At 61.5% G+C, this 17702-nt stretch carries 13 protein-coding genes and 1 CRISPR repeat array; of the genes, 4 read left to right on the plus strand and 9 right to left on the minus strand.

Annotated features, from left to right (window positions below; all coding sequences use genetic code 11):
- Nucleotides 1-89: 89 nt before the first annotated feature.
- Entirely contained in the window at nucleotides 90-275 is a 186-nt protein-coding gene (locus ACIGKQ_RS22240) for a hypothetical protein (RefSeq protein ID WP_396574958.1), read from the plus strand.
- Between the two features lie 187 nt (nucleotides 276-462).
- A CRISPR array of direct repeats spans nucleotides 463-1967; the repeat unit is 37 nt; unit sequence GTCAGTTTCACCGTCTCGCTGAAGTGCGAATTGAAAC.
- Between the two features lie 62 nt (nucleotides 1968-2029).
- Here the strand turns inward: ACIGKQ_RS22240 and ACIGKQ_RS22245 are convergent.
- The 7 genes from ACIGKQ_RS22245 to ACIGKQ_RS22275 all read right to left on the minus strand — a co-directional run bounded on the left by ACIGKQ_RS22245 (nucleotide 2030) and on the right by ACIGKQ_RS22275 (nucleotide 9719).
- Nucleotides 2030-3274, minus strand: a complete 1245-nt coding sequence (locus ACIGKQ_RS22245; RefSeq protein WP_396574959.1) for a hypothetical protein — start codon at nucleotides 3272-3274, stop codon at nucleotides 2030-2032.
- Nucleotides 3275-3319: 45 nt separating this feature from the next.
- Complete coding sequence (locus ACIGKQ_RS22250) at nucleotides 3320-3667, minus strand: hypothetical protein (protein ID WP_396574960.1); 348 nt, start codon at nucleotides 3665-3667, stop codon at nucleotides 3320-3322.
- On the minus strand, nucleotides 3648-5063 hold the full coding sequence (locus ACIGKQ_RS22255) for an RAMP superfamily CRISPR-associated protein (RefSeq protein ID WP_396574961.1): 1416 nt from the start codon (nucleotides 5061-5063) through the stop codon (nucleotides 3648-3650). Before ACIGKQ_RS22255 ends, ACIGKQ_RS22250 begins: the two co-directional genes overlap by 20 nt.
- Complete coding sequence (locus tag ACIGKQ_RS22260; protein WP_396574962.1) at nucleotides 5056-6096, minus strand: type III-B CRISPR module-associated Cmr3 family protein; 1041 nt, start codon at nucleotides 6094-6096, stop codon at nucleotides 5056-5058. The genes ACIGKQ_RS22255 and ACIGKQ_RS22260 overlap by 8 nt, the downstream gene beginning before the upstream one ends.
- Before the next feature lies 1 nt (nucleotide 6097).
- Complete coding sequence (locus ACIGKQ_RS22265; RefSeq protein WP_396574963.1) at nucleotides 6098-6658, minus strand: RAMP superfamily CRISPR-associated protein; 561 nt, start codon at nucleotides 6656-6658, stop codon at nucleotides 6098-6100.
- Entirely contained in the window at nucleotides 6643-7506 is an 864-nt protein-coding gene (locus tag ACIGKQ_RS22270) for a Cas10/Cmr2 second palm domain-containing protein (RefSeq protein WP_396574964.1), read from the minus strand. The genes ACIGKQ_RS22265 and ACIGKQ_RS22270 overlap by 16 nt, the downstream gene beginning before the upstream one ends.
- Nucleotides 7507-8165: 659 nt before the next feature.
- Nucleotides 8166-9719 (minus strand): hypothetical protein, encoded by a 1554-nt coding sequence (locus ACIGKQ_RS22275; protein WP_396574965.1) that lies wholly within the window; start codon nucleotides 9717-9719, stop codon nucleotides 8166-8168.
- An 811-nt stretch (nucleotides 9720-10530) separates the two neighbouring features.
- Between ACIGKQ_RS22275 and ACIGKQ_RS22280 the strand changes: the two genes are divergently transcribed.
- From ACIGKQ_RS22280 to ACIGKQ_RS22290, 3 genes are all read left to right on the plus strand, one after another.
- Nucleotides 10531-10905, plus strand: coding sequence for a hypothetical protein (locus tag ACIGKQ_RS22280; protein WP_396574966.1), 375 nt, complete (start codon nucleotides 10531-10533; stop codon nucleotides 10903-10905).
- A 68-nt stretch (nucleotides 10906-10973) separates the two neighbouring features.
- On the plus strand, nucleotides 10974-11621 hold the full coding sequence (gene cas6 / locus ACIGKQ_RS22285) for a CRISPR system precrRNA processing endoribonuclease RAMP protein Cas6 (protein ID WP_396574967.1): 648 nt from the start codon (nucleotides 10974-10976) through the stop codon (nucleotides 11619-11621).
- Nucleotides 11622-12113: 492 nt separating this feature from the next.
- Nucleotides 12114-12992 carry a hypothetical protein gene (locus ACIGKQ_RS22290; RefSeq protein WP_396574968.1) on the plus strand — a complete coding sequence of 293 codons (879 nt, stop codon included), beginning with the start codon at nucleotides 12114-12116 and terminating at the stop codon, nucleotides 12990-12992.
- A gap of 81 nt (nucleotides 12993-13073) precedes the next feature.
- Here ACIGKQ_RS22290 and ACIGKQ_RS22295 read toward each other — a convergent pair whose 3' ends face one another.
- Both ACIGKQ_RS22295 and ACIGKQ_RS22300 read right to left on the minus strand, forming a co-directional pair.
- Nucleotides 13074-15092, minus strand: coding sequence for a hypothetical protein (locus ACIGKQ_RS22295; RefSeq protein ID WP_396574969.1), 2019 nt, complete (start codon nucleotides 15090-15092; stop codon nucleotides 13074-13076).
- A 14-nt stretch (nucleotides 15093-15106) separates the two neighbouring features.
- Complete coding sequence (locus ACIGKQ_RS22300) at nucleotides 15107-17698, minus strand: TIR domain-containing protein (RefSeq protein ID WP_396574970.1); 2592 nt, start codon at nucleotides 17696-17698, stop codon at nucleotides 15107-15109.
- Nucleotides 17699-17702 lie beyond the last annotated feature (4 nt).

Below are 17702 nucleotides of genomic sequence, written 5' to 3' on the forward strand. Positions count from 1 at the left end.
GACCGACCCAACCCCGCAGAGCATCCTCAATAACGCGCCAAGGTGGTCCCATGCTCGTGGCAATCCAGGTGGCCCCATAGCGGTGGCAAATGACATTCATTTGCACGGTCGGCGAGGAACAGGTGGAGACACTGCGTACCGAGGTGGGCAAGATCTTGGACTACGACGAGGATTCGGTGTTCATCGTGCGGCAGTGCAAGACCTGCTGGGGATCTCTCGTGACGCTCGGGCAAGGCGAGCCGCCTCGTGAGGAACTGTTCTGGGAGGCGTGGTGATGGTCGTCCGTAGGAGTCGCCATACCCGGTGCACGAAGCGGCCGAAAGGTCGAGGTGTGTGTAGTGCTCTGACCTGCGACGATGGCAATTAGGGACAGTAGTTGTCCGCAATCTAGGAGGGTGTTTCCGGAGGTGTGTGTAAACCGATCGCATCATCGCTGGTCAGGCGGGTCGTTTGGATGATAGGGTCAGTTTCACCGTCTCGCTGAAGTGCGAATTGAAACATCGTATTCTCGCCGTAGGCGGGGTTAAACTCCGCGTCAGTTTCACCGTCTCGCTGAAGTGCGAATTGAAACTCCATCATGCGACCGTAGAACCCTTCTTGCTTGAGGGTCAGTTTCACCGTCTCGCTGAAGTGCGAATTGAAACCACCACCAGTATGCTGATGGCGAGTGCGATGCCAGTCAGTTTCACCGTCTCGCTGAAGTGCGAATTGAAACGACGCAACGCGCGTCTTGGACTTGCCGTCACGCGGCTTGTCAGTTTCACCGTCTCGCTGAAGTGCGAATTGAAACAACGTCATAGACGTTCACGTTCATGTCCAACAGTCAGTTTCACCGTCTCGCTGAAGTGCGAATTGAAACCGTCGTCCGCGGGGCAAAGCTGAGACAAGACATGTCAGTTTCACCGTCTCGCTGAAGTGCGAATTGAAACACTACGCCTTCCCGGCCTGGAACAGAAGCCAGATCAGGTCAGTTTCACCGTCTCGCTGAAGTGCGAATTGAAACCCCGATGGTAGGTGAGATAGCCCACCAGACCTTCAACGTCAGTTTCACCGTCTCGCTGAAGTGCGAATTGAAACCCTCCAGCTGTCCTCGGTTGAAATCATCCACGCGCAGGTCAGTTTCACCGAGTCGCTGAAGTGCGAATTGAAACGCGGTGGGGCGGAGGGTCGAACTTAGGGGTGATACCGTCAGTTTCACCGTCTCGCTGAAGTGCGAATTGAAACCCGCGGTCGACGAGGGACTGGAAGCCGGTCGGGTTCTCGAGTCAGTTTCACCGTCTCGCTGAAGTGCGAATTGAAACCGCAACGCGCGAAGGGGAGGGCCTACTCAGTTAGAGGCAAAGTCAGTTTCACCGTCTCGCTGAAGTGCGAATTGAAACACGGCGTCTGTCGCCGAGATCTCGCATCATCGTCTGTCAGTTTCACCGTCTCGCTGAAGTGCGAATTGAAACACGTAGATGATGAACAGGCCTGTATCAACCACCAGCTTGTCAGTTTCACCGTCTCGCTGAAGTGCGAATTGAAACCCCTTAGGCACACCGTGTGCCTAGAGCGCGCAAGTGGTCAGTTTCACCGTCTCGCTGAAGTGCGAATTGAAACAGGTCACCCTCGAGGTAGGAGTTGCTGTCCCTCCAGAGTCAGTTTCACCGTCTCGCTGAAGTGCGAATTGAAACTCGACGATTTGTCGTCGGACTGAGTGGATTCGTGTCAGTTTCACCGTCTCGCTGAAGTGCGAATTGAAACATGTGACATGAGGACGGAGAGTGCGAACGCGACGTCGAGTCAGTTTCACCGTCTCGCTGAAGTGCGAATTGAAACTACTTGCGCACATACCTCATGTAGTCCATGACGATAACCGCGTCAGCTTCACCGTCTCGCTGAAGTGCGAATTGAAACCCGAAGCGTCCCTCGACGGTGTCGGTGAGGTCTGGTCAGTTTCACCGTCTCGCTGAAGTGCGAATTGAAACACAATGCCGACTGGGCCTTGCCTGCATAACCGGTTGTCGCCTTCGCGCAGAGTAATTGAAGGTCACACGTTTCGCAGAAGAGCTGACGGATCCTCTTGATCCCATCGCACCCACATCGGCCGGAAAACGGGGATAGCACCCGTGCGACGGACGTACGCGACGGGTACGATCCTCCTCCAAGGCGAGACCGCAGAAGCCATCTCGTCCGGCAGCGGATCGTTTGCTAAGTACCATCCGATACCGAACGAGAATGTCTTCGGCACCGACAGTTGCAAGATAATGACGGTATTGGGGAAGTCGGTCAGCGCACGTCTGATCTGGTAGGCCGCAGCAGCGCAGGCCAGTTGGAGGTCAACACCGCGCTCGATGTTGGGTTGGCCGTCGACCGCAGGACAAAACGCTCGTGATTGCGGCTCAACCATGGCTGCGCCCACAGCGCCCTGCGGGTTTGCGAGACCGACCGTTCGCAAGAAGTCGACTTCGAAGTGTGGCTGATCGGTGGGTTGTCGGTTGGTGAGGTGGATATCCAGGATCCCTATGCCCCCTGGCAAGGAGTTGTCGAAGCGGCGATCCTCGAGCACCAGGGCACCCGCCAGCTGCTGGACACTGAACGGGCTGTCACGTTCGACAGAAAATTCGAAGTCGCCGCTGCCTGGCTTGTCCTCGACGGCCGGGTGGTTCAGATCCAACAACGTGGATTTCGGTGGTGCTAGCCAGTCATACCCCAAGGCCAACGCCGCCGGGGCGACGATGTTGGGCGCAAACTTTGAGCCGGAGTCCGGACGGTCATCGTTTGCGGCTCTTTCGAGTTCGACCGACACACGTTCGACCTGTTTCCTCGCGTCGATCGCACCCTCGCCCCCGAGGTCGTAGCTGGCGGATGCGCTCCGGTAGTCCATCAATGAGTTGGACGCACGGCGCACCGATGCAGTGTGCCAGTCGGTTTGGCCTGCGGGTTGCAGGCGAACGTAGTACAGGGTTCCAGTGCGTCGTTCTCGCAGGGTGCGTCCGATGATCGCCAGCACTAGAACGACAAGAGTTCCTGCCGCGATGGACACGCGCATCCAGTTCGTACTCGCACGAACTTGCCATGTCGACGTATCTGGAGGCGGCGCTGGGAGCCAGTCCTCAACCACAAGACCGACGAGGGCGATCGCGACGGTGCCCAGAACAGAGATCGCCGCTGTCGACACCCACGGCACGTAGTACCGCTCGAGCCATCGATCCCGAGTACCGCCGGCCAAGGCCAGCGAAATTGTGCCGACGAGAACTGTCGCGAAACAAGCAAGCACGATCCACTCCGCCATGCGGTCCCTCCTGCTCGAGTATTGGTGTCTCGACGATGTGGGGCATTAGATCGGGCGGATGAATGTCATCTCGTCGATGACGGCGACCGCATATTTCTGCGTGATGTCAACGGTCATGTTGGCGCGGACGGCCGCCGCAACCCGGCGGTCGTCTCGTGACCAGGGCACGGTCGGCTGACCGTTCGTGGGCCACGAACGAACCGCAACGTAGGCTTTGTCGCCATCCAGTCGGACACGGACCACCTGTCCGTGCGCCTCGGGCCACCACCCCCACAGAATCGACGTCATCGGGGCTGTTTCAGGGGCCTCGGTACAGTGCAGGCCGTCGAGATCTTGCCACAGGCAGGTCGCGTCGGCGAGTTGTCGACGAGCGTCAGGCCAAGGTGTCGTCACGCGTGCGGTCCTCCTGGTCGATGAGGGTGCGCAAGGTTGCCTGCGCTTCGGACAACGGCACGAGCGCATCATCGGCGTTACCGATGTTCACACGCCCGAACCCCCGGGTTCCGCCCCGTCCGAAAGTCACGTGGCCGTCATTGATGTCCTCGACGGTCAAGCGCAGAAGCGCCTTGAACACGTCTCCATGATGCTGGTCGTCGAATCCGAGATCATCAATCCGGATCCGAAATCGTCCCGTCTCCATAACCTCGAGGCTGTGCAGAAGTCCGCTGCGAGACCAGAACCGATGGTCTCCAGCCTGATCGGACCCGCCCGGCCACGTCTGATGAGCGGCTCCGCCGGTGAATCGATCGATTGGAGAGTTGATTCGGACGCTCGGTTCCCCATCGATCGGGGAATCGAAGAAGCGCAGACGCCCACGATACGAATACCGCGCACGCGAGGCCCGCGACTGCCGGTCGGTGAAGCCGAAGGCGTGGCAGATCACGCAGTAATCGTCCTCCGTGCACGAACACCATTCGCCGTCTTTCCGGACACTGCGAAGGATGTAGCTCATCCGCGAACGCAGGACACCCTTGACGGACGAGGCGAGCATGATGGGTTTTCCGTCCACTCGAACGATGCGGGAGGGTTCGCCCCGAGGCGTACGACTTCCATCACCGACGTGGATCGGCCCGACGATCTCGCATACGAGCTCGTACAACTCTGCGGGATCATCTGTCGGGTCACTTCCCTCGTTCTGGGGGTCGAAATCGTAGGCGCCGACGACGTCGTCGACGAGAATCGGCCCACCGCTGTTGAGATAGCTCAGAAGATCGGCAGGGTTGCCCAAATCGAGCCTCCCGTGCGCCACCGCCAGCACCTTCGCTTGTCCGTGTCCAACCGTGGCACCCCGCCCGATGATCGGCCGCCAACTGCGCAGCAGTGATGTCAGGTCATCGATGTCGTCTCGGGTGGCACGATCACATCGAAACGAGATATCCCACGCCGTGCCGGCAGTCGCCAGCTCTGCACGACGAAGCGACCCCGGTGTCGGAGCACCCGTGTGCGCAGAGATCGCTGTCCGCGACCGTTCCTCCTTCTGACCCCCGTCACATGCCCTTGTGCCAAGGACGGCGATCATGCTGGAGACTGCGCGCTCATCGTCCTCCGCGTCGGGTGCGTGCCCGAAGTACCGTCGCGCCTCGCTTGCGTCTCGTTGAGCCGCCACATGCGCCCTCAGCGAACCGGCGACCGTGGTCGGAGGCAGATGCGCGCGCTTGGTGAAGTCCGTTTCCAAACAGAGTTGTAGCGTCGACTCCGGCTCGGCACCGACGGGTATCTGTTCGGCGAGAACACCACCAGACTCGACGAATTCGAGTCGGACCTTGAAGAAGTCGACCTGCCTACCCACGGCTCCATCCTTCCGGGTCGGACTCGCTGCCACCGACGCAACCGAATCCCTCGTGTCGCCGCAGTCCGATCCCACTCGCGAGGCTCTTCAGAGCCGCGGGGTCCGGTTCATCCCCCAGCACGATGCGGTAGGTCGCGCCAGCATCCACCGCGCGATCGACATGCTTTGGCAGGTTGCTCGCCGCGTGCCATCCGCCGACTTCCGTCCACCGAAACCATTTCCTGACGTCGACGATAGGCACTCCCAGCATCGACTCCAGCTCAGCCCTGTCGGGTTCCGATGTGGGAGCGCCGTGGCTGTCGACGAAGATCCCGGGGGACGACAGCCGCAGCACCAGCAGAGGCGAGTGAACTCGGATAACGCGTGGCGGGTCGAATTGTTCGTCGGGTTCGATCGTGGCCACGGCGCGTCCGCTCGTCGTCCGACGTCCCCCGATGCGCAGGGTCGTGAGTGCTGACAGGCGTCGGATGCTGACGGCGTCGCCTTCGAGCCGTCCGACAAACGATGCCACGTTCCGATGGTTGATCTCCTCCCGCATGAACAGTTCCGAGTCCTTGGCGACTCCGTCGTCAGCGATCGTGACGTGACTTCGTGCGACCGTTGATCGCCCTGCGGTGGGCTGTGGACTGGGACCGAAGGGGTTCGATGTCGGCTTTGCCCGCTCGAGCGGACTGTGGCAGGCCGCGCAGCTCGTCGCAGACGCATCCTTCGGCTTCATCGGCTTCGCATCGTCGATGAACAGCTTCGTCTTACACTGGTCGCCGGGAGCATACTTGTGGATACGAAGGGACGCGGGGGTCGGCGGCAGACCCGCGAAGCAGGGGCCGAATATGGTTGGCCCCTCGAATAATTTGATGAATTCGCCGCGATGCGTCGGGTCGACCGCTCCGCCGTGGGCCGCCAGCCACGCGGCGGCGAAGGCGCCTCTGAGAACACTGCCCGGAATGTGCGTCAGGGTTGATTGCCGGAAACCCGCTCGCGGGCCGGACCCTATGTGGGTGCGTTGGGTCAACCTGACAATCACGCGCGCCATCTCACATACCTCCCTGCCATCCGAGTAGCTTCAGGTCGTTTTCGTCGACCGGTGGATCTGGATTGACACTCACCCAGCCGAGGCCTCGACGTCTCCATCCGCCTAGTGCATGAATCGCGGCCGCCGAAGTCCGCAGCAGCGCAACGTGTGTCGGCAGGTCTGTGTCGGCAATTGGTCCGATTTGCTCGATCGTGATGGTCGCCGCCCTTGAATGGATCTCGTGGGCAAAGACGAGGTGATCCGTTTTTGCAGCATGCGTGTCCTCATCGATCGCGGTGCGGTTACGCAGTCGTGGGTCTCCCCAGTCACCCTCCGGCTCGACGGCGAGCCACGACCACGGTGAAGTGGTGCTCGCTGATCCGAAGACCCTGTCAACCAATGTCTGGTCCAGTGACAGCGTGTTCTTCGCCGCGAAGCGCATCAGGCCCTTGATGTGATCGGAAGGAATCGGCTCGTCCACGTCGATCGTCAGGTCGACCCCGTCCTCCCCGTACGCGGCACCAACCCTGAAGGGTGAATGGAATTCAAGGCGGAAAGCTACTTGCTTCACTGCGACCACCACCGTGCGATCTCAAGTTGATCCCGAATGTCGAGTGCTGCCGGCTCCATCGACTCGAGTTCGTCGATGCATGTGTGACCGGCCCATCGGGCCCGCGCCCTGGCCTCGGTGTGGCGATTGCTCCGCACCAAGTCCAAGAGTGTTGCACGCTGCGCCGGCGGGATCGAGGCGACCTCGTCGAGCAGTTCTGACCACTTGTCCAGGTCATCGATGCGGTAGGGCCGTCTCGTGGGTGGAGCTTCCTGTCCGTCGGCAGGAATGTCGAGGTAGGCGACGGACGCCTCCCGCCCTCGGACGTGCTGCTTCGCATGGCGAAGCTGTCCCTCGGCCAGGTCGAGCACGTCGCGCATCGGTGTGGAACGGTGGAAGAAGACCACCCCGGCCGACATCGATATGTCCGGCAATCCACGTCCTTTCGCGAGATCCTTGCCGACCTCTGCGGGTACCCGACTGGAAAACGACTTCAGCAGGTGTCGGGTAAACGCCCAAGCAGCGGAGGCGGGAACGGTGATCTGCACGTCATCCCCGCCGAGAATGTGAGGAACCGCCCTGATCGGCATTGCGGGAATCTCGCGGTGCATCTCGACCAGTGCCTCTGCGACGGCATCGATGGTTCCGTTGTTGATGGCCGGAGCGATCGTGTCGGGCCCGACACCGTGCCCGACAGCAGTGGTGATGAAATCTCCCACTTTGTTTCCGTCACAATAGATCAAGGCGAGATGTTCGCCGCGGGCCAGGCCCTGAAAGTCCCGCGGCAGGGTCACCGAACGCCGCGTCATACCCAAGCGATCGGCTATCGCGGATCGCAGACGCCGCTCGACGCGGGGCTCACGCTCCTTCTTCGAGGACATGTCCGCGTACCTTTTCAAACAGTCGACACACCCCTCGGTAAGTCCATCGACTTTGTCGTTGTGACTCTTGTCGGCGAATCGACCTGTGGCCGGCCATGAACGACACCGATCACATGGTTTGGCGAGGATCAGTTCGGGAACCGCCGGCGGGGCGTCGAGAAGGAGGTCCGAGGCTCCTCGCTTCATCTTCATGACGTTGTATGCGGCGACGTAGTTCTCCGCATCCGCCGATACCGCGGTGAGATATGCGGCCGGAAGCTCGCGCCGAATGATATCGACGACCGTTTGAGCGACTACTCGCTCGTCGCCGCCCGCTTCGACCTCGATCGACACGACCCCGTCGATGACGCCCGCCTCAGCGTTCAATGTTGCTCGGTGTTGCGCGAGTACAACGTCCCAAGCGTGTTCGGACGTGCATGCGGAGACCCGGTCGGAGGCCCCTCGGAAGCCTCGGAGGTCCGCTGTACGTGTCAGATAGCTCTGAATGCGAACGACGGACACATCCACGAATGTGCGCTTGCTAGGTGTGCTCGGGCCACCTCCTGCGGGCGCCGAGGGTGTACGACTGGTCGGTTCGTGTCGGCCGGTTGAGGCTGACCGGGCTTTAGGGCCCCGTGGGGCCTGTGAGTTCTTGGCCTTTTTCTTCCTTGCCATCGGACTCAGACCCCATCCTTTGGAGCGTCGAGTTGGATGCGCTGGTCCCTCACCTGAACCTGCGGGAGATCGACGAGCTTCGTCGCTGGCCGCCCCAGGCCCCGAGAACTCTGCCAGAACTCGAAGGCGGACTCGGACTCGTCGTTGACCCCGGCAGCAGCCGACGAAGACTGTGGGTATCGAACGAGGTTGTCGCCTACTGCGCCCAGCGTCAGCACGCGTTCGAGCATGGGCCACTCCGACTTCCCGGATTCCGGAATGGACGTGGCGAACTCTGTCGCAAATCCGGTCACATCGAGTTCGTCCTCAGAGTGTCCGCCCAGGTATCGATGCCGAGCGCCTTCGACGGTCAGCCCGCTGATGGTCGAGCTTACGGCTCCGAAGCCGAAAGGCTTTCCGCCGCCGATCGATGTGACGATCTCCTTGTCTGGTGATCCCAGGACGATTGCGGGTGCCAGGGCAGCGAGAAGGCCGCCGAGTTGGTCGCGGCGGATTCCGTCGAAGGAGACCGTATACCGGAACGTCGCATCTGGGTCGACCAGGTTGACTGCGTCGTCGGCTTTACCGGCTTCGATTTGAAACCGATGCGCTCCTCCACGCGGATGTTCGCCCTTGATGGGTTCAGAAGTGCGCCAATAGAACTTGCGTCCACTTATGGACCGGGATCGGACTTGATCCAGCTGAGAACCCCACGCTGATCGTGGCACCGCATCTGTTTCACTACCGATGCGGTCTGAGGTGCCGAATGAGGAGTTGTCGAGGTAGAACTGGCCTGCGGTGGGCTTGGGCGAACGTAGGGCCGCTGGTATCCACTCTCGGCGAGTGATATTGCCTTGGGCGATCGCATCGGAGAAGCAAACATGGCCACGGTAGGACTTCTGTTCGCGGACGTCGACACCACTGTCCCGAATCTCTGCCGACCCGAATAGCTGACATGAAGGGCATAGCTCGTCGGAGTCCGAACACGGTGCCAGCGAACTCGGTATGCGCTCACCTACCGTGAGGTCGCCGCGGTGCCTCCAGAGTTGGGCAGACCGGATCTCCGTCGCTTGCCGGCCAGCATTCACCTTCACCCAGACCGGCTGGCCCTCTTCGAGCCGTTGCCGGACGCGGTATCGAAAGCCGCGTAACCGCGGCGCAGCCCCGGATTTCGGCCAGTAGACCGGTGCCATGCGGCCGGCAGCGGCATTTTCCTCGCGGAGGTCGTCGGCCGAGGCGACGGACTCCAGATACTGATCCCACGTTTCAGGCGGTACTTCGACGGTTTCATCGAAGTCTCGGCCGGCCACGAAATACGCCCCTTTCGTTTCGTCACGGGCCGCCGTGTCGGTGACGAGGACGCACCACGAGTCGGGCCCGCGGGCCCCGAAAGTCACAGGAGCACCGCGATACTGCATGCGGTTGTTCTTGCGTTCCACCGTTCCCGAAGTTGGTATCGCAAACCACCTTCCGCTTGAAACCGTTCTCTGTCCAGGAGCTAGGGTATCGATCGGGAACCACGCGACAGGCGGGCGCTGAGCGAGTTTCGCCGGAAGGGTCACATCAATCTCGATTGGCACTCCATTGCGCACCTTCCTCACTACACCCAATCGCAGATCCGCAGTCGACGAACTCTGCGCCAAGTGCCGGTGAGCGGGACGGAAGTTCAGGTCGACCACGCGCATGCATCCGCGGGCGAGTACTTCGTGGATTGAACGAACAGCCCCGTGAAGCGTCGCGCCCGCGATGAAAACCCTGCCGTCACGGGTCGGGGGTTGCGGTCCGCCATCCTGTATCGCTCCGAGTAACACCGGTGTCCGCGCGGTCATTGTCACTTCGATCGTCCCGCAGACCAGGTCGCTGCTGAGGCGCTCGTGACCGGTTGGCGCACCCCTCGACACCTCAGGAGCAAGGGGTATGAATGTGTACGGGTTGACGAACGGATCTGCCATTACCACCTGCTCCAGGATCGCCGACTTGAGTAGTCTTGCCTAGCTCTACCACTACTCGCATCAGCGACACGCCCGTAGCGTGTCCTATTTCCCATAAACAGCCGACAATGATGGCGAACCGAAGGACTCTGCGCGCTGTCGAGGTACTGCGGCACTTCGCTCCGTCCGTGTCCAGCGATGTCACGTATCTATAGCGAGCCAAGAGTCATGTGGGTATGCCGACGTTTGCATACTTTTGAACTACGACAGCGGCGGTACTCAGGCGGTACTCTAGCGCGCATCGTGGAAGACCTGGCGCGTAAGAATCGCTTGGGCGGCTGCAAAACGATGTGGGTCATCATTGAGACACGGCTATCTGAGACATCCCCGTGCGGGCGCGCCCCAGGGCGAGCGGTGGGGCTTGGCTCGATGCGGGCCACGCAGGAACGGAAGGTGCTGAATGGGAGGCGGCGGATGGGCACTCACCAACCTGACTCCGCACAGTTTCGTCCTGTACGAGGGCGACGAAGTCGTGGTCAACCTGCCGCCGAGTGGGCGCCTGTGTCGGATAGGGGAGCAGCGTGCAGACCCGATATCAGTTGAGATCAATGGCAGCGCGGCGCCGTTGATCGACATCGTCTACACCGATGTAGACGACCTTCCCACACCGGAACCTGGTGTACTGCTGCTCGTATCGCGGGTCACCGCTCAAGTGCTCTCCTGGCGCGACGACGTGGTGTTCCCGCTCGATGAGGTACGCAACAATCAGGGTCAGATAGTCGGTTGCCGCGCACTCGGCCGGTTCGCCGACAAAGCATCAGGAGGCAGACGGTGATCACTCATTGGGCAGTACCCGTGGCCGGAATTGACCCGCGACAGGTCAAGCCAGCGTATTTGCATGCTGTGATCTCCGTGTGGATGGACGGGGCCGAACAGCACCACGACACCCGTAAGCCGTGGTCCATCACGCCGATGACGCGGATCGACGGTGTCGATGCCATTCATGTGGTGAGTCTGTCGGAGTCGGCCAACGTGGCAATCGGTTCCCGGGCGCTTGCTAGGACCCAGGTCCGCCTCGGTTCCCAGGTCGGGCAGTTCCTGGGAGACCCGGTTGCGTTGGAGTTCGCCACCGCACGCGATCTGGCGGCCGAACCCGTAGAGGAGGCGCACTGCATTCGCTTCTTCACGCCGACCACGCTCAAGGACGGCAACCGGTCGTCGCCGCTGCTCGAGCCGATCCGGCTCGCGCGTTCCACGGTGAGCCGTTGGAACAGTCTGTTCGCCGACCCGGCCGACCACCTCGACATCACGGATGCGCAGGGCGTTTGGGTGTCTGATCTCGACGGGCGCAACGAGGTTGTCAAGCTGCATTCGACGACCGTTTCCGGGTTCGTCGGCCGCATGCGATTCGTCTGTACCACCGAGGAGTCCGCCCGTCTCTTCAGCCGGCTCTGGGCATTTGCGGAGCATGCAGGTGTGGGGGCCTACACGGCGGCCGGCATGGGTTGCGTCTTGCGAGAACCGACCTGGCAGCCGCGGCGCTCACGCTAGGGCGCGCGTTTCCGGGTGTGCTATCTATCGAGTCGGGAAGGGTGGGAACGTGGACGGTGAGAACGGCGCGGACGAGTCGCCACGGTCTCCTATGCGACACCGATTGACAAGAGGCGGCGTCCGCGTGGTCGCGCAGCATCGTGCTCTCGTGGCCACGGTCGCATCGATACTGCTGGTCGGATCGACCGCGGTCTCAAGCCTGGTGATCGAGGATATCTTGCCAGCAAAGGATCACCACGCCCTCGACCTCTCGCACGGGACGACGTGGATACGTTTGATTGTCGCACTGGGATTTCTGCTTCTCACCGGCTGCACCGTGTACCTCTTGGCGGCTTCTCGCCGGAGTTTCGGGACGCTCTATTACTTCCGTGTGCTTGATGATCATGCTCCCGACACGCACCAGGAAGCAGTTGCAGCGGCAGAGCAGCAGTTCCAAGATGTGCGTGCGATCCCAGAACGGTATCTCTCGCCAACAATCGATGGGTCGATACCGTGGACGAGTTCGATGCGGTCCGTTCGACACTCCAGATTGCCTCGAACGAAGATGTTCCCGATACGTCGTTCACCCTCGCGCCCAATGCATATTGGCCCATTCTCTTCGCTTTGGGCTATGACTGTCCTCTCCCGGACAAGACTGAACTCCTTGAATTGCCGCGCGGCGTCAGATCAGGTTTGGATGTCGTGTCCGTAGCCGACACAGTTCGGCACTGTCTGGAGTACTCGTCGAACCCCTCGGAAAACGACCATGCCGAACTGGTTCTCGTTGATGCGCACTTCACAATCCGGAGACCAGAGCCCCTGGGGACGGCGCGACGCTACGTGCGGTCGGTCTTTGGTGTTGAACCCGACGCCGTCATCGTCGCAGGTGCCGTCGGCGGGAATGCGCACGTTTGGCTCGATCCCGCGGAGGTGCAGAGGGAGTCGGTCGTCGTGTCTGCGGGGGCAACCGCTGCGCGCTTCGGCGAAGTGACTGCACGAGCAATCCTTATCGCGGCTGATCGACATCCACATGCACTCATCGCGGTTAGCGCAATGAACCTCAAGATCGCCAGCGTGCTCGCTGGACGCTACCTGTCGTTGGCGCTGCAATCGAAAGCTCCTCGGCCAGCGAAGAACGAGACGGAAGAACAAACGGCGCGACGAGAGAAGGAAATGCGCTTACGGGAACACTGGCATGACGTGTTCGGGCGGCTGGTCCTTTTGCACACATCGCCGATAAGCGGTGACGAGTTTACTGCGCAGGCGATGCGGGTCCGGTCCACTCAGCCCCACTTTCCGGAATTGAATGTGGCGCCCCCATTCTCGGTAACCGCGCCACATCTTGTCCAGCGGCTTCGAAGCCAGTCCGTGGGCCCTGCTTCACACACATGAGTGCAACGCATGGCCAGTGAACGCGCTCTGCGCGGACACGTTGGCCCACATGCGACTACCTACTACCCGGAGTTTCGAACTTCACACGAAATCGAGTAGCCGATCCGTAACCTCTCTCAGGACGCGCTTTCGTTTGCGTCGGGTGGTCGACGGGTCGAACGATGCCAACAGTTGCCGCACATCACGATCGGCCACTCGCAGGTGCGGGGCAGGACCGTCGAGCGTCCGCGGTCGGTTGGCCACCTGGCCCGCGACATAGTCAATCACCTCGTGATATGCGATGTCATCACGCCCCTTCGCGGTAACGAACACGGGCACTCCATCGTGGCCGAAGAACATGGCCACCACCGGCATCGCTCCTCCAGCGTTCAGCGGCGTGACCAGCGGATTGAGGTTCAGGGCGGCAGCCAGCACGGTCAGCCTCCGATCGAGCTCAGCGGCGTCCTCGGGCGGAAAGATGAAGACCGCCTTGCCGAGCGCGCTCATTGCGCGGACCTTCGCGACCTCCCACAGGAGGCCGGGTGAGCGACCCACGATGAACGCGATGACCGCTGAATTGGCGACTCTCTGCTCCACCGCCGCTTGCCAGGTTGCGTCGGAATGGTACTCGCGCGCGGCACCGAGCGGCTGCAGTTTGGTGCCGGGTTGTCCGATCGCCAGCACCGGTCCGTACCGCCACAGCGTCCACGCGATGAGTTCCTCGAACCGCTCATGCGATTCCGTGGAGACGAATTCCAACGCGCTGTGCCGCGCACTACGATGCATGCGCATCTCCAGGTCGTCGTCTTGGAATGATCTCAGCAGGATCACTTCCCGCCGCTTGTCCCGGCTCAGTGTCTCGGTGACGCTGGGCGTGGATAGTCGCTTGGCAAACCTGATCGGCTTGGCTGTCAACGACATAGCGCGTACAGCGATCAAGATGAAGACGATCGATGGTATCCAGAAGAACAAACCGGAGAACGCGACGAAGCCGGTGGTACCAAGAGCAACCAAGAGCGCGACGAATGCCAGGATCATCGCTGCACCAGTAACACCGACCGATCCGGCGAGGATGGTTATGCGGCCCGGTCCAGTCTGCGACCGCGACTTGATCCACAGGGTGACGACCGCAACCAGAGCCACACCGGCTACGAAGATCCCAATCGTCGGCAACATTCGCAGGCGACCTGTTCCGAAGTAGCACAACGCGACCCAGGCGACCAGTAGCATGAGGGCTACTGCACTTCGGAATGTGCTCGTTCGCCGGGACCGCGAGACCGCGGAGCTGAGGTCGACAACATGCGCTCCGGGCACAGCGAGTCGGCGCCGACGTGTGAACCGCTCGCGCGTGCCACGGTCCCGTAGCCCGATGGCGGTCGCGTAGCCAAGTGCAATCACCAACATGGCTGTGGGGAGGGCCAATCCGAAGAGGATGCGTTCGTCGGAAAGGTCGAACGCACGCTGGTCAGAGAGATCCGCGGTCATCGGCAGAGCTCCAAGTTGTGCTGTCACCACATCCGCTGTGATCTGATCCAACTCCTCGAACAGTACGCCGTCGGCCGTGGGACCGGTGTCGTCCGTCGGTGTCCGAACGTCCACCGATAACAGGATCCGCCCCTTCGCCAGCGAAGCAATTACAGCCGCGCCGGCGGTCCGTCCTTCAAAGTGCCGCACCCGGGTTCCGATGGGAAACGCCGTCAACGTCTCGGACCCAGAGCCCTTGGTGAACCCCGCAGCCCAGTTGTTGTTGATGAGCTCGATAGTGCGAATCGTGACCTGCCGCTGTATTGCGGAACTTTGAAACTCGCGGACGTAGGCCTGGCGGATCGCCCCCTGCACCCCCTCCAACATCCCCTTGGTGACGCTGTTGTTCAGCCTGTCCTCGTCGCTGATGTTGTCGAACAGTTTCCGCGCGTCGTACGGCCCTTCGTACGAGACGGAAAACTCGGCCCCTGCTACATCCAACAGTTCCGGCGCAGTCAGCACAGCCTCAGCGAGGTTGACCGATTCCGACTGGGGCGGATCATCGGCATCCGCCGGAACTGGCCCAAACCAACCGAGCGCCAACACCAGGACGACTCCGGCGCATGCGGTGAGCATGACCCTGGGGAAAGTTCGCATGTCGAGACCTCATCTCACTCGGGTGGTAGGGGAACAGTGATGAGCCGAGAACCTTCCGCGGTCGACGCGTTCGAGAACCTCGTGCCAACAATGGACCCGCCCGGCGAATCGGGCGCCGGTATCGTCAGCCGAAGGCTGAAAGCTAGGGCTGTTGATTCGTCGATCTTTGCTACGGCGCTGAGGTCTGCCGTGCGATACACCGCGGCACCGATCGAATCGGCGGTGACGAGGACCCGATCGCCGACGATGTGCACCACTTTCGCGGGTGCGCCGAACAGCGCAGTCGCCTTGCTTTCCAGCGTCGAATCGAATAGTCGCAGCTGCCCTTCGGGCGTCGTGACGAGGAGGTCGTCGGCCACGGTGAAGGCGACAGTGGTCGTCGCACTTCGCGAAGACACCGCGTCGACGAACTCCGGATGGCTGAGGTCATCGACTTCGAGCACCGCGACACGACCGTTGGTCGTCGCGACGGCAAGTTTCGAGCCATCCGGTGAAATGCTTGCCGAGGCCGCGGACTCGTCGGCAGCTAGCCAAGGCAGTGTGAACGATCTTGCGGGTACGCCTTTGACGTCGAATTCTTCGATCAGGTTCTGGTAGACGAGGAGGAAACGCTCGCCGTCAACATTGGCAGCTATCTCGACCAAGTCTGGAACATTAATGTCCGGCACTGCGCTCACTCTGCCGGAGTCGTCGATTGCTACGACGCCACGATCCACTAGTACCGCTGCACCCGAACTTCCGACTGCCAGCTCGTTGGCCAGGAACCGGTGGCCAGCTGCCGAGGTACTGTGGCCACTGCCGATGTCGACAACGCCGCCGGCGGCCGTCAGACCAAAAGTCGCGTGTTTAGTGGGCACAACGGCGAGCACGCCGTCGACATCTCCGGAGATGGCAGCTGCTGAACTGGTCATCGAGAACAGATGGCCCTCCGGCGACAGTGCATAGAGCCGCACCGAGTCCCGGGCAATAGCGAGGCGGCGGTGCAGACCCGGGATGTAGGGTGCGGGTCCGTCAGCCAACGTCCACCGTGTTCCGTACAGGTCCGCGCCCCAGGCGTCGGCCTCGCCCCAGCAGACCGGCGTTTGTGGATTGTTCCTTGACCGATCCGTAGTGATCTGGTCGTCGGTCGCGATGAACTCCGTACCAGACATCACTCCGGTTTCGTCCTCGAAGATGCCGAAGACTCGTGATCCACAGCGCTTCACCACGCTATGCGCGCCGCTGCCAGCCTCAATTTCGCCGTTCTCGCCGCCGATCACCCTGCTGCGCCGTTCCGCGGCCGAACCGCCGGCAATATCGAATTCGATCAACCGGCTCTCTTCGTCGACCGCATCAATCAGCATCCCGTCGCTGCTGACCGCAATCGAGTCAAGTGGGGTTGTCAGAGACGTTTCAGAACGGTTGGAACCGTCAAAGCCAGACGATACCAGGGTATTCCCCGAGCTCCACCACATTGTGGAACCTCCTGCCGCCACGGTGTCCACGTCGACGGCAACACGTGTGCGGCTGCCGTCGGATACCGATGCACTGACAAGATCTCTGTCTCGGGTGATGAACAGGATTCTGTCCCCGTTCGGTGTAAACACCAAGGAGTTCGGATGTGACCGGATCGACTCATCGATGGTTTGGATACCCGTCCCGGTGTCTCGGTCGAACACATGGATCGATTCCAGCGATGCGGCCGCTGCCCGAGTCCCTGACGGAGCCAGTGCCAGAGAGAAGTAGGGACCAGGTCGAACGAACGTGCGGCGCAGCCGGTTGTCGCGGTCCCTCGCAACGGCTAATCCGTTGGCGCTCGCGTTGTCCTCGTGAAGAGCGACTGCTTCCTCGGCGAGCTCCACCGCACGCATGGTGTCGGATTCCGCTTCTGACTGTGCTATGAGCGCTATCGACTGGGCCTTGGCGGCGTCCTCCTCCGCGGCTTGCTGTGCCACGAACGCGACTCCCCAGGCCCCCGCCCCCGCGAGTGCTAACACAGCCAGAATCGCGACCGTGGCGACACCGGTCCGCTTCAGCCGGCGCCTGGTGTGGTGATCACGTTCCAGCACATCCCGGATGTGGGCATCGATGGGCGGTGTCAGCGGATGCCACGGTAGCTGCGCGGCATGCTCCGTCACCAACTTTGCGTCCGATGCCTCAGATCGTCGAAGTGTCCGTTCGATCAGACCCGGCCGATGGCCGTGGTCGGCTTGCCGTGCGGAGTCGGCTAGACGCGCATGGGCGTTCGCGACTGAGCCGAACCGACCCAGGGCTTCCATTGCGGCCGGAAGCTCGGTGAGAGGCGTGGCAGGCGCATCCCATCCGGAGGCGCCGACAAACACAACCCACTTACCCCATTCGCGTGCAAGTTGGTACTCGCGCCGGCAGTATTCGGAGTTCTCCCAGTTCGGTGTTGCGGCGACGATGATCATTCCCGCGTTCACAAATTCGCGCGAGATCACGTCCCAGTGACTCTGACCGCTGGGGAGGGTGATGCCGGCACCGTAAGTGGAACGCTCGCCCGGGTCGTCCAGCCACACCGTGTGGCCAGCTGCAACAGCGTGGGATTCGATCCACCGGGCGAGGTCAGAATCTCGGTGCGAATATGAGATTGCGATGTCGGCCATAATT

This window comes from Gordonia sp. NPDC062954 (assembly GCF_044543825.1).
Taxonomy (GTDB): Bacteria; Actinomycetota; Actinomycetes; order Mycobacteriales; family Mycobacteriaceae; genus Gordonia; species Gordonia tangerina.

Coding starts and splice junctions, on each gene's coding strand:
- ACIGKQ_RS22300 (WP_396574970.1), bottom strand. CDS start 17,698: ATGGCCGACATCGCAATCTCATATTCGCACCGAGATTCTGACCTCGCC.
- ACIGKQ_RS22245 (WP_396574959.1), bottom strand. CDS start 3,274: ATGGCGGAGTGGATCGTGCTTGCTTGTTTCGCGACAGTTCTCGTCGGC.
- ACIGKQ_RS22240 (WP_396574958.1), top strand. CDS start 90: ATGACATTCATTTGCACGGTCGGCGAGGAACAGGTGGAGACACTGCGT.
- ACIGKQ_RS22295 (WP_396574969.1), bottom strand. CDS start 15,092: ATGCGAACTTTCCCCAGGGTCATGCTCACCGCATGCGCCGGAGTCGTC.
- ACIGKQ_RS22260 (WP_396574962.1), bottom strand. CDS start 6,096: ATGGCGCGCGTGATTGTCAGGTTGACCCAACGCACCCACATAGGGTCC.
- ACIGKQ_RS22270 (WP_396574964.1), bottom strand. CDS start 7,506: ATGTCCTCGAAGAAGGAGCGTGAGCCCCGCGTCGAGCGGCGTCTGCGA.
- ACIGKQ_RS22280 (WP_396574966.1), top strand. CDS start 10,531: ATGGGAGGCGGCGGATGGGCACTCACCAACCTGACTCCGCACAGTTTC.